We start from the raw sequence: 11,813 nt of genomic DNA, 5'->3' as shown, positions 1-11,813 counted from the left end.
ACCAAAGCAATTTTAAGGAGCTGTGCCGGCATATTAATTTCACATAAAATTTACCTCCAGCACATGAGCACCAATCACGACGAGCCTCCGGCCGCAAAGTATTACCACTACCTTTGTTTATTAACTTTTGTTGTTTTTGTATCCTGCGATAGTACCCCTAAAACGATCGTGGAGTCCACAACAGGTACATCCAAAACGGACACAGCTGTGGCCACTGCCCCGGCTGCTGAAAAGAAAAAGCCGAAAAAGAAAATTTATCTCACTTTTGATGATGGCCCCAACAAGGGCACGGACAATGTATTGAATATTGTAAAAGAAGAGAACATACCGGTGACCTTCTTCCTGGTAGGAGCGCATGCTTTTGGCAGTAAGGCCCAGCAGGTTACCTGGGATAGTTTACAGGCCAGCAAACTGGTGGAACTTTGTAACCATAGTTTTACCCATGCCTGGTATAACAGTTATAACAAATTTTACAGCTTACCCGATTCGGTGGTAAGCGATTTTCATAAGACCACTAACCGGTTACAATTAAAAAATGGTATTGGCCGTACGCCGGGCCGCAATATATGGCGGGTAGACAGTATACAGTTTACGGACAATGCCAAAACCAAAGCTGCTGCCGACTCCCTGTATAATGCAGGTTATGATATGCTGGGCTGGGACCTTGAATGGCATTTTAATCCCAAAACCATGCGGGCCATTAAATCGGGCGATGACCTGGCCAACCAGATCGACAGCCTGTTGCTGAAAAATAAAACCAAACAACCGGGCAACCTGGTATTACTGGCGCATGACCAGGTGTATAAAAATGCCGAAGACTCCTTACAACTGCACCAGCTGATCAGGCGGTTAAAGGCAAACAGTGAGTATGAATTTGCGGTAGCGAGTAACTATCCCGGGGTAAAGAAAAAATCAATAACGGACAGTATGCTGAGACGGAACATGTCAAAGTCGGATAGTTTAAGAAAGAACAACACTATCAATAAGGATACAAACCGGGTGGTGAAACCGGCTATCGGTTAATAAAACATCATCAGGTTATGATATAAAAAGGATCGGGGTTGGCAAAGCCAACCCCGATCCTTTTTATACATCCATAAAGCAATTACTTCAACTGCTTCAATATCTCTTCTATGGCCCTGTCCAGTTGCGGATCGCGGCCTGTCAGTTTATCCTCAAAACTGTTCAACACTTTTATATCGGGTTCCACACCGGTCATCTCCAGGTCTTTTCCGTCCAGTGTATAGCAACCCCATGAGGGCATTCTTACCGAAGAGCCGTCCACCAGGCCAACGCCACTGGTAAAAATGATCCAGCGGTAAGTACCGTTACCAATGATCTTACCCAGCTTCAGCGCTTTAAATCCCTGCGAGGTCATCTCCGCATCACTCAGTGATTGTTCATTGATCAGTAATATAATGGGCTTATCAGCCGGTGCAAAATTCGATTGGGTGCTCAGTTTACCTTCACGGTATTTCCAGTTCAGGTAATTCTTCTGCGATAAGAATTTCAGTACTTCATCGTGTACATTACCGCCGGTATTATAACGCAGGTCAAATATCAGGGCATCTTTCCCGTTCAGCTCATTGGTCATATCAATAATAAACTGTTCCAGTTCGCCCTGGCCCATGTTTTTCATATACCCGTAAGCAATGCGGTTCTTACTTTTTTCATTTACCCTTTTCTGGTTATTGTCCACCCACTCGTCATACAAATTACCAAACAGGCTTGACTGCGGATGCACTTTTACCACAACCGGTTTGCTTTTGCGGTCAAAGGTCAATTCCAGCTCCTGGTCCTGCGAAGGTTTGGTGAAATAAAAGTTACGGTCGGTGTTTTTATCAACGGTAATATTATTCACTTTCGTCAGCACATCACCGGGCTGTACATCAATCTCCTTTTTATCGGCCGCGGAACGGGCCACTACTCTTTTAACCAGGTAGGGATTATCATTGTCAAACAGGATACCGGTTTCCATGGTGCTGTTGCTGAGTGCAATGGCTTCATCGCTGCCAAAAGTACCAAAGCCCTGGTGCGAGGAGTTTAATTCACCCAGCATATCATTCAGCAATACGCGCAGGTCGGAACGGTTATTCAGGTAAGGAATAAACTGCTGGTAGTACTTTTTGGTTTTGGCCCAGTCCAGCCCGTGAAATTTTTCATCATAATAATTCTCTTCCATCTGTGCCCAGGCTTCTTCAAACATTTGTGCAAACTCGCTGGCCAGGTTTCTGCGGAAGGTAAAATTGATGTTGATAGGGTCTATTTTATTGGCATCCAGGTTCAGTTTATTAACTGCCCCGCCGGATAATGCATATAGTTTATCATTTACATCTACAATGGAACCAACAAAACTGTTATCGGTACCATTTATTTTTTCTGTTTTATTATCCTCAAAAGGCTCAATCACGGTTTTCCACAGGGCTGTTTTGCCTTCGGCATGATTGCTGGCGTATAATACCTGTGTTTTATCGCCTTTCTGGTAAACATAGGTGAGGTTTTGTGCGCCAAACGAGGGGCTTACCTGCTCAATGCGTTCCAATATTTTATCGGTATCAATCGTAATATTCTTTACTGCAACTTCCGGTTTTTTGTCTTTTTTGGCCGTGTCTTTCTTCTCCTCGGCAAACAGGGCATCGTATTTATCTTTACGGTAAGGGGCATCAAATTTTTCCAGCGCTATACGGTAAACTTTGGCATTGGGCATACCAAACGGGTAGGAGGGTTTTAAACGCTGCGAGGTAAAGTAAATATATTTACCATCGGGTGACCAGATGGGTCCGGCTTCAGTTATACCTGTATTGGTCAGGTTGGTGGTTTTATTGTCTTTTATATGGTGAACAAAAATATCCTGCTCAAAATTCCTAAAAGCGGTAAATATAATATACTCATCGTTGGGAGAGAATCCCGGTGTACTTCCCTGGAAACCCCATAGTTCATCTTTAGCAATTGTTTTAACGGCAAAGGTCTTCAGGTCCATCAGTTTTACTTCATCACGACCGGAAAGAAAAACAGCCTGCTCTCTTTTTTTGTTGAAAACTATACCGCGGTTATTCTTCGCATCTTTGGTCAGCTGTTTTAAAGCTGCCGAGCCATCAGCAGTAATAGTAAACCAGTTGGTATAACCGTTAAAGGTCTGGCTAAACAAAAGCGTTTTATTATCGGCCAGCCATTTTACCTGTACCGCTCTTTCTACACTGCCTTTATCTACCTGCTGTACAAACTTGCCTTCAATATCACTTACAAACAATTCGCCGCGGGAAATAAAAGCAATCTTTTTGGCATCGGGCGAAATATCAAAATTGCTGATATTCCTGCCTATGCTATAGTCTTTGTCTTTTGGTAAAGTGTTATTACGGTTAATCACAATATTCAGCTTATTAGCCTTATTACCTGCTACATCATATAGCCACAGCTGGTACTCCTTCTCAAAAACAATTTTACCGCCATTGGCATTAACTACGGGTGTTTTTAATGAGGTGGGAAATTTGGTCAGCCCCTTCTTTTTACCGTTCTCAAAAGTGTAGAGGTTGTACTCCCCGTTTGCCTCATCCGACAAAAAGTAGATATTGCCCTGTTTGTCAATGGTGGTGGCAAAATCCTTTCCTTCCCAGGTAGTATACACTTTATGTTTTTTAGTGGCAAACTGGTAGGATTGTATCTCGGGGTTAAAAGGACCTTTGTATCGTTTACGTTGTGCCTGATTGGCGCTTTCCCAGGTATCACTGAAAAATATTTCGCCATTGGGATGGGCTACCAGGTTATGGTCGTACTGGAAAAAATATTCACCAAAAACGCGTTTGGGTGTGCCGCCTGTGGCTGCTACGGTAAAACCATGGTTCTGTCCCAGGCGGTTGCTGTTAAAATAAACTTCTTTGCTGTCCCAGCTCCAGCCGGTCACTTCATCGTTACCACTGTGGTAAGTAACCTGTTTTATATCACCCCCGTTCACGGGCATAATATACACATCGGCATTACCATACTGCCTGCCGGTGAAAGCTATCCATTTACCATCAGGCGATACCCTGGGGCTGGTTTCATAGCCCTGCATGGCAGTAATGCGGCTGGCCTGTCCATCGGCCACGGCAGCCTTCCACAGGTCGCCCTCAAAACTAAAGATCACGGTTTGCCCGTCCGGGGTAAGGCAGGGGTTAGATAAAAAATAAGTCCCTGTCTGGGCCATGACCGGTACTCCGGCAAGTAAAAGCAAAGCGAAAACTATTTTATTCATACACGGTTTATTTTAAGCTATGAATGTACAAGTAAACCTTGTAAAATGGGAATAAGCAACCGGTAATTTGGATGAATGGAGGAAGGACGGTTTAAAGTTTAAGGTTTAATGTTTAAAGTTAGGGGAGGTTCAAGACGTTCAAAGGTTCAAAAAGTTCAAATGTTCAAGAGGTTCAAAGGTTGGGGTTCGTATTGTTTCGTGATTTACTATTAACGATTAACCTTTAACCAATAACTGGAATACAGATCTCAGATCTGACTTCTGACCTCTCAAATCTCTCTTCCAAATCCTAAATCCGCCCTACAGTTTCCACGTTGCATAAATAAAAAACCTTGAATAAGGCTGCTGCAGGTAATACAGGTAACGAAGGCCTATTGACGGACCTGAACGTACCCTGCCCAGGTAAACACCACCTATAAAAGCGGGTTGTATATTGGCAAAGGACTGTTTTTGCGTGCTGACCAGAGAATCAAAGCGGATATTGGCCGTGCCATTCACTCCTTCCAGCACATAATCATAATGCTGGCGGGTGCTGCCGCTTACCAGGTAGGAAGCCATAATGCCCGTTTCCGCTCCTATATAATTATTGAAGCTGTAGCGCACCAGCCCGGCAATATCATTGTATAAAGCATGCACCTGTACTTCGTTGCGTTGTTCCAGCACCCGGTAATCGCGGCCATTGTACAAAATGTAACTGCTGGTGGGTTTACTTTCGGTACTGGTAAACGATTGTTGCGGTTGGTAACGTAAAAAAAACTCGCCCTGCAAATAAGGTTTATAGGATGAGTACACCGACAGGCTTGCACCCAATACCGCCTGGTGTTTGCCCTGTATTTTTTTTACGTTTTGTGATAATGCTTTATCTGCGCTCAGGTTATTGGTATAATAACCCGCAATAATGCCCGGCGATAAACCTGGTGCAAAGCGGGTACGTGAAACATTGGTAATAATGGGCGGGTTCTTGTCAAATATAATGGCGGTGCGGCCTTCGAATGATTTTTTAGGTACCCGCTGAATAAAGTTAGCTTCAAACTGTACAAAACCCTTGGTGCTGTCAGTATCATTTACACCATCCTGGGTAGTGCCGGGCAGGTAAATATTTTTAAAAATAAAAAAGGCTGTGTCCTTACGGATAATGGTATCCAGGCAACTGCGGCCGGGAGCAGCAACGGCACAGGGCGGGCATTCGGGGTATTGGTTAATCACCCGCAGGGTGGCCGGGTTAATATAAGGCGGTATCTGTGTTTGCAGTTCAATGCGCCTGGCCGGACCTTTACCCGTATTTTGAAAATGAACCGTGTATTTCATTTTCCTGTTCTTACTCACCCAGCGATAGTTCAGCAGGTTGCGGCTGGCCTTCATTTTATTGGGGTCATGCGAGGCAACGATCTGCATCTCCAGGTCGGTGATCTCTGCACCCAGGGTGGGATCGTCTGGAATAAAAACCGCTGTCACTACTACGGTGGCGTTGGTGTCTTTGATCATCTCCGGGGTGGTTTGTAATTGAAAGAACATATTATTGGCTTCTCCTGCCAGGGAAGCTACTTTCCATACTTTAATATTCTTAAACAGGCTGATCTTTTCCTTAAGCAAATTGGTAAAGGTCTCATCACGTTTGTAAGTACCACTCTCCTCCGGTATTTCTCCCGATGGTCCGTGAAAAGCCATCAGTTGCCAGTCCGGTTCATATACCATCCTACTTTCGGCCACTGCTACCAGTTCTTTTTCTTCAGCCGTTTTTTCATTGGCGTACCGGCGCACATCGGTCAGGGCAAAATTGTCCGATTTAAATTCCTTTTCATTGAAAAACAACGCCAGTGTACCTTTGAGTGAGTCAGCTGCGGTAAGGCCGCTGTCAAACTTATAACCCAGTACACAAACCATATCTTCACCGGGTTTGGGGTCGGCATTGTTACGGATGAATAATTGCTGGTTCTCAGTAAAATAATTTTTAGGATTTACCGAGGCAAGGGCTGATTTTTTGGATTTGCTTCCCCGCACCGGCCTTGATTTTACAGGCGGACGTTTACCATCATCATAATGGTTGGTGGCAATCAAACGGACTTCGTATTCAGCATTGTTTAAAAAACTATGTGTCGGCTCTTTCTCAAAGGAAAAACTGCCATCCCCAAATTCCCAGAAATAAGTATAAAAAGGTTCCGGGGCGCCGGCTATTTGTAGTAAGGGGCGGAGAAATGACGAAAACTTTAATCCATCTTCCGTCGGGGTTACAATAATACTGTCAGTAGTGGCTGTGCTGTCAGCAACCGGTTTTTTGGTTTGCGCCGAGGCGGTTAAACCGGTAAATAATAATGCCCAGCCTATGGTAAACAGTTTCGTCATGGTTGTTCAATTTTGGTCCTGCCCTTGCAAACGAGTAGAAAGTTAATCAATGTTTTGTTAATTCAAAAGCCGGTTGCACGCAGGCAACCGGCAAAATGTATCACAGGGTTTATGGTTTTAGTTATTTTTAAGCACTTTGATCTCTGTTCTCCGGTTAATAGCATGCTCTTCTTCGCTGCAATTAGTGCCATCAGCACAACTGTTTAATAACCTGCTTTCACCATAACCTTTGGCTACCAGTCGTTTTTTGGCAATGCCTTTCTTCACCAGGTAGTTAATGGCCGATTGGGCACGTTTTTGCGAAAGGCTTTGGTTATACGCTGCCGAACCACGGCTGTCGGTATGCGATGATAACTCTATTTCCAGCTCCGGGTTATCGTTCATGGTGTTTACCAGGCGGTCCAGTATCAGGGCGGCTTCCGGCGTAATATCAGCTTTGTTCAGCGGGTAAAGAATGTTCTTTAGTTCAAACTGGTTACCGGCCGATAATTCATCAATACCTAATAACAGGGTGGTGTACAGGGTCTTGCTCCTGTCCAGGCCTTTGGTAGTAACGGTTTCACTGTTGCTGAAAAATCCTTTTTCATTGGCTACTACGGTATAATCGGTGCCCTGTTCCAGTTGGTAAATAAACTTGCCGCCGGCATCGGATACCTGGTGTGTTACACCGGCATTGAATACATTGGTGAGGGATGTATTGATGCCCGATAAATTACTTTTATCCTTCTTGTTCACGGTAGTGCCGATCAACGTAAAGCGGGGATCATCGTGTAACAACTCTTTAAAAATGTTTTTTGCTTCCTGTTCAAAATCGGTGGTGGTAATATCAACACTGTTGGTGGCAATATTATTTTTGCTGCCTTTAATGGTGTAATTACCGGGCGATACGGCTGTAATTTTTTCCAGCTGACCGTTCTGATCGGTTAGGCCGGTGGTATAATAGGCACCGTCTTTTAATACCTGTACCTGTACACCACCCAGGGCTAAACCGGTCTGTTTGTCTTTCACTACAATGACCACATCTTTAGCAACGGCTTTAACAACAGGTGCGGGTGTTGGGGCAACGGCCTCCGGTACCGGTTCTTTTACCGGTGCGGGTTTAGGTGTTTTGGTATTTTTATGCAGGAATACTTTAATGCCGGCATTGGCACTAAAATTACTGATGGTGTTGGAGCTGTAGTTATTGGTAAAGCTGTACCTACCCTGGTAAGCCGGGCCGGTGGGCTGGGTCTGGTATACATAACTGCCCTGGTCGCTGCTGAAAGCGGTCATCTCAGGCGAAGGAATATACCAGTAGCTACCACTGATATGTGCGGCAATTGTCGGGGTAATAAAATACTCTACCGAGGCAGTGGCCCTCGCCATAAAATGTATCACCCGTTTATCCGTTATGATACCGGTCACATTACCCGATGCGGTATTAAAGGTCTTGGTTGTACCGCCAAAATTCACATAATCGGCGCTGGCGGTCACATCGTAATTATTGCCCCCGGCATCCTGGTACAATTCGGTTTCCTTTATCATATCGGTTCTGCCGTTAACCACGTAATAACCAAACTGTGTATAGCCCACGCCGGCCTGGGCCTGCAATAAACCTTTCCACCGGCCCTTGCCTAACCAGTACTCAGGGCCTAACAAAAAATAATAGCTGTCCAGGTCCTCGTATTCAAATTGGGCATGCTGCGCTTTTCCAAACTGCAGGTCCTGCGGCTGTACATCAAAACCCGCTGTCAGCGGCGGCACAATACCGGCCGTTACACTATCGTACATCTGGCGGCGGTTCACATAATGGGTTTCAAACTTTTTAGGGTCACGTTGTAATAACAGGTAACCCAGTGAGCCGCCAATGCCCCAGCTATTCTTTTTATAACCAATATTCAGTTCGGCAAAACGGCCGTCCTTTAAATGCCAGGCTTTGTTATCGTTGTTGGCTTTATTTTTAAACAGGTAACCGCCCTGGGCGCCAACATAAAAATTACCTTTTGCATAATCGCTCTGCTGGCCACGGCTAACAATGGCAAATAATAAAAACAAGGCCAATAAACTGTTTACTTTTTTCATAACTCAACGTTTTAGTGTTTAAATAAGGTTACCGGCTGTATTGCTGCTATCAGCACCTGTTGTGTCACTCACTTGTACTGTAGTAATCCTGTTCAGCATCCCGGTAAACCCATCACCCTATGTATATATCATCCCGCTGATTATTTTGTTACCCCCTGCGGACAATATTTTCTCAGTTAATTTGTCAAATCGTTATAACTTCCTGTTTCAATGAGCAATAACCCCCTTACACCGCATATTGATAACCATATCCTGCAAGGTTTGCTGGCACACGACAGTGCCACTATTAATGGTATTTACAGCCGGTTATCCGGAAAAATAAAAGCCTATGTTGTCAATAATAATGGCAGCGAAGAGGAAGCCGGCGATATTTTTCAGGAAACCATCATTGATATTTTTAAACAGGCCCAGGCCGGTAAACTGGTACTCACCTGTCCCTTTGATAGCTTCTTTATACTGGTAGCTAAAAGGAAATGGCTGAATGTGTTAAAAAAAACTTACAAAAAACAGGTAACAAACAGCGAGGACTTGTTATTACATAAGGCAGATGAGAGTTACGAGCTGGCCGAAACGGTAGCCTTACAGGCAGCTAAGGAACAATTATATAAAACACAATTGTTACAGCTTTCCGACCGGTGCCAGGAGATCATTAAGGCAACACTACAGGCAAAACCTCAGGAAGAAGTGGCCACGGCCCTGGGTGTTACCTATAATTATCTGCGTAAGAAAAAATCCGAATGTCTTGACCAGTTAGTAAACAATATTCGCGGGGTATCACATACTTTATATCATGACAATTAACAGCAATACCATCATATTATACCTGAAAGGGGCTTTGGATAATACCGAAAAAGCCGCCTTTGAAACAGCCCTGCAGCAGGATGCAGACCTGCAGGAGCAGGTAGAAGTTTGCCGTAACCTCCTGGCTTTTGAAGAGCAGGAGACTGCCACCGGCGAATCGGTAGCCGCCTTAAAAAATACATTGGCCAATATTCATCCGCAATACTTTAAACAGGCAGCGGATGAAAAAAAGGAGGCTAAGGTAATTGGCATGCAAAGCTGGAAAAAATGGGTCATGAGCGCCGCGGCCGCTGTCATCATCATTGTTGCAGGTTACAGTATTTTTTATACCGGCGACAATTTAATGGATACCTACGGGCATATTGATACGGTAGGACTGGTAGAAAGAGGCAGTGATGCTACTGATGAAACCAGGCTGGTAAAAGCCATCCAGGACCAGGATTATAAAACCGCCTTACCCCTGGCTAAAACATTAACCACTCAACAACCGGACCGGCCTTTATACCAGTTTTATTATGGCGCTGCATTATTACATACTAAAAATTACCAGGAGAGTGTGAGTCCTTTACAGCAGGCAATAGCGGCCAAAGCTTTATTTAGCGATAAAGCAGCTATTTTACTGGCACTGGCTTACCATAAACTGGACGATAAAGCATCGGCTATAGCTTTGTTAAACAATATACCAGAGGGCTCGGAAGAATATGCCAATGCTCAGGAATTGTTGAAAAAAATAAGATAGAGATTAATGAATCATAAAATACGTTAGTATTGTGTAAATGTCGTTTCCCCCAAAATTATAATTACCTCATTATTGACAGATCTTTAACTCTATGTTGCCAATAGATATGTCTACCAGTATTTCCAAAAAGGCCTTTGGATATCCTGGTTTTTCCACTCGGTAAATCTTTTATCTAAGACTGGTTTTAATTTTTCGAAGTTCTCCCAGGTATCCGGTACGTGATACATGGTTGGTAAGTCATTAGATAAAACAGCGTCATAATCATTTAAATATTGTCCTTTCGAAAAGTCAAAATAGTATAAGGCAAACCTATTTCCTAATTCGCTTACATCTTCAAGCAATAAAACTCCGTCGCAATTACGCTCAAAAATCTGTGAGCCTGTTAGCTCTTTCTTAGCAAAAGCTTCTATTTCTTCTTCGTGGACATTGGTAAACTCTTCACTCATAAGACCATTAGCTATAAGCCACCCTATAAACATTCCAGTATGTACATGACCTTGAAAGTAGTTAAGCTCTACCGGAAAATCTCCTCCATAATGCCATTTTGCCTTATCATATACATCAGTTGAATTCTCAAATGTTTCTTTAAATTCAGTAACCTTAAATCCATCTTTTAAATTTTCGGCAATTAATTCATTATATTTTTTAATTGCGGAAGCGTTATCACCGCATCCAATAAAATATTTGCCCATAAAATTGTAAAATATACCTTGGACAATATCAACGCCAAAGCCATCAACGGTTGCTCTGAAATGATGCGTTTGACCTTCTTCTATTTTTGTGAGATATGTTGTCATAAAATTGAGTGCAATATTTAAATATACTGAAATTGAAAACCTTTCTTGTCACTGAGCCCTGGGCCTTTGATCATATCTTATATTTCTGTTATAATGGTAGCTTTATTTTTTAACTGGCAATACCGGCTTTTTTAAGGTGCAACCCTTTAAGCTGGTTGTCTTCAATTATTTTTTTAAAGTGACCGGTGCAATAATAAAAATTGATAATCTTTTTATCACGGAATAAATGATTGCCGGTTATTGCTGCTTTATCAAAATTAATGTTATCACTTTTCAGCATATCCATAGATTGTTTATAATCTAAGCCGGTAAAATTGATTGCTGCTACAATGGTGAGTACATTTATGAATGAAAACTCCTCATCCAGCGAAACAATCTTTACGGGCAGAAATTCAATAGCCAAACCTGCAAAAAGTTTATTGTATTTTGATTTTACGATCAGGATATTTCCATAACAGCGCAGATCAAAATCAGCCAACTTAGATCTGTCACTCTTTTTTTCAGTACTTAGTGTTGCTACATGTTCAAGCAAATCGAATTGGGGCGTGATCCAGGCCTTGCTTAATTCCTGCCCTTTAAAATCATGAAACTGTGTAATGGTTGGCGCATCAATTCCGGTAATATTCTTATAATGATGGTCATTATTGAGTTTGTAGATCTCCATTTCTGTTATTTTAATCAGGTGTTTAGTTTGCCTGGCTCCGGTAAACGGCTAAAGCCATAGTAATCAAATATACATAAGTTTAAATACCGGTTTTATTGGTCAGGCATATCCGGGATACTGTTTAAAAACCAGGGATGTTAAACATTTTCCACCAGGGGCAGGACATCCATTTTTATT

General features: G+C 43.0%; 8 protein-coding genes. 3 read left to right on the top strand and 5 right to left on the bottom strand.

Annotated elements, in window-relative coordinates; translation table 11 throughout:
- Positions 1–63 precede the first annotated feature (63 nt).
- Complete coding sequence (locus tag ACFS6H_RS02255) at positions 64–1,023, top strand: polysaccharide deacetylase family protein (protein ID WP_386094781.1); 960 nt, start codon at positions 64–66, stop codon at positions 1,021–1,023.
- 82 nt (positions 1,024–1,105) lie between these two features.
- Here ACFS6H_RS02255 and ACFS6H_RS02250 read toward each other — a convergent pair whose 3' ends face one another.
- The 3 genes from ACFS6H_RS02250 to ACFS6H_RS02240 all read right to left on the bottom strand — a co-directional run bounded on the left by ACFS6H_RS02250 (position 1,106) and on the right by ACFS6H_RS02240 (position 8,635).
- On the bottom strand, positions 1,106–4,231 hold the full coding sequence (locus tag ACFS6H_RS02250; protein ID WP_386094779.1) for a S41 family peptidase: 3,126 nt from the start codon (positions 4,229–4,231) through the stop codon (positions 1,106–1,108).
- Between the two features lie 300 nt (positions 4,232–4,531).
- The gene (locus ACFS6H_RS02245; RefSeq protein ID WP_386094776.1) at positions 4,532–6,574 is read right to left on the bottom strand and encodes a PKD domain-containing protein; all 2,043 of its coding nucleotides are present in this window, start codon (positions 6,572–6,574) and stop codon (positions 4,532–4,534) included.
- Between the two features lie 117 nt (positions 6,575–6,691).
- Complete coding sequence (locus ACFS6H_RS02240; RefSeq protein ID WP_386094773.1) at positions 6,692–8,635, bottom strand: OmpA family protein; 1,944 nt, start codon at positions 8,633–8,635, stop codon at positions 6,692–6,694.
- Positions 8,636–8,845: 210 nt separating this feature from the next.
- On the opposite strand from ACFS6H_RS02240, the gene ACFS6H_RS02235 reads away from it, so the two are divergent.
- Together ACFS6H_RS02235 and ACFS6H_RS02230 are read left to right on the top strand one after the other, a co-directional pair.
- Complete coding sequence (locus ACFS6H_RS02235) at positions 8,846–9,436, top strand: RNA polymerase sigma factor (protein WP_386094770.1); 591 nt, start codon at positions 8,846–8,848, stop codon at positions 9,434–9,436.
- Positions 9,426–10,175: a tetratricopeptide repeat protein gene (locus tag ACFS6H_RS02230; RefSeq protein ID WP_386094767.1), complete on the top strand. Its 750-nt coding sequence runs from the start codon at positions 9,426–9,428 to the stop codon at positions 10,173–10,175. The genes ACFS6H_RS02235 and ACFS6H_RS02230 overlap by 11 nt, the downstream gene beginning before the upstream one ends.
- 110 nt (positions 10,176–10,285) lie before the next feature.
- Here the strand turns inward: ACFS6H_RS02230 and ACFS6H_RS02225 are convergent, their stop codons facing one another.
- A complete protein-coding gene (locus tag ACFS6H_RS02225; protein WP_386094764.1) occupies positions 10,286–10,972 on the bottom strand; it encodes a DUF7832 domain-containing protein in 687 nt (228 codons plus the stop codon).
- A 109-nt stretch (positions 10,973–11,081) separates the two neighbouring features.
- The gene (locus ACFS6H_RS02220) at positions 11,082–11,636 is read right to left on the bottom strand and encodes a hypothetical protein (protein ID WP_386094761.1); all 555 of its coding nucleotides are present in this window, start codon (positions 11,634–11,636) and stop codon (positions 11,082–11,084) included.
- Positions 11,637–11,813 lie beyond the last annotated feature (177 nt).

Origin of the sequence: Terrimonas rubra, from assembly GCF_042686025.1 — a bacterium.
In the GTDB taxonomy this organism is placed as follows: Bacteria; Bacteroidota; Bacteroidia; order Chitinophagales; family Chitinophagaceae; genus Terrimonas; species Terrimonas rubra.
Note: the sequence above shows the minus strand (reverse complement) of the source record. Positions and strands in the feature narration are given on the sequence as shown.

Bases quoted from the DNA above. Each gene is read 5' to 3' on its own strand.
- ACFS6H_RS02245 (WP_386094776.1), bottom strand. From the start codon at position 6,574: ATGACGAAACTGTTTACCATAGGCTGGGCATTATTATTTACCGGTTTA.
- ACFS6H_RS02230 (WP_386094767.1), top strand. From the start codon at position 9,426: ATGACAATTAACAGCAATACCATCATATTATACCTGAAAGGGGCTTTG.
- ACFS6H_RS02240 (WP_386094773.1), bottom strand. From the start codon at position 8,635: ATGAAAAAAGTAAACAGTTTATTGGCCTTGTTTTTATTATTTGCCATT.
- ACFS6H_RS02225 (WP_386094764.1), bottom strand. From the start codon at position 10,972: ATGACAACATATCTCACAAAAATAGAAGAAGGTCAAACGCATCATTTC.
- ACFS6H_RS02235 (WP_386094770.1), top strand. From the start codon at position 8,846: ATGAGCAATAACCCCCTTACACCGCATATTGATAACCATATCCTGCAA.
- ACFS6H_RS02250 (WP_386094779.1), bottom strand. From the start codon at position 4,231: ATGAATAAAATAGTTTTCGCTTTGCTTTTACTTGCCGGAGTACCGGTC.
- ACFS6H_RS02255 (WP_386094781.1), top strand. From the start codon at position 64: ATGAGCACCAATCACGACGAGCCTCCGGCCGCAAAGTATTACCACTAC.
- ACFS6H_RS02220 (WP_386094761.1), bottom strand. From the start codon at position 11,636: ATGGAGATCTACAAACTCAATAATGACCATCATTATAAGAATATTACC.